Below are 392 nucleotides of genomic sequence, written 5' to 3' on the forward strand. Positions count from 1 at the left end.
CCGGCTATGCTCGGCATAGCTGGGTTCGAGCGAGGTCTCGACATTCCGCCCATTGGGACTGGACGCAATTGGACCCGGCGCGCGAACACTTGCGACCTGGAGGCGGTCGCGGCAGCCGTCCGGCCGGAATCAGGGTGTTTTCGCCGTCGAAGCAAAAGCACATGGCCGTCCCCTCCCCGATCGTACCTAGCTAAGCCGCCCTTTCCGCCGCGAATTTTCTCACGACGCGCTCCAGCATGGGCACATAGTCGCGAAAGGTGCGCGTCTTCATGTCGGCCACCTTGCCGCACTCGTCCCAGATGCGCACCCGCACCGCTTCCTCGTGGAACGGGTTCTTGCGGAACTCAGCCACTTCCTCGGCATTCATCGGTCCCCCTTGAAGCGACAGCGTG

Annotated in this window: 1 pseudogene; it reads right to left on the reverse strand. The window is 63.5% G+C overall.

Annotated features, from left to right (window positions below):
* Positions 1–190: 190 nt before the first annotated feature.
* Positions 191–392: pseudogene (locus tag EN807_RS32970) on the reverse strand (phosphodiesterase); the annotation flags it as partial.

The organism is Mesorhizobium sp. M5C.F.Ca.ET.164.01.1.1 (assembly GCF_004792125.1).
Lineage (GTDB): Bacteria > Pseudomonadota > Alphaproteobacteria > Rhizobiales > Rhizobiaceae > Mesorhizobium > Mesorhizobium wenxiniae.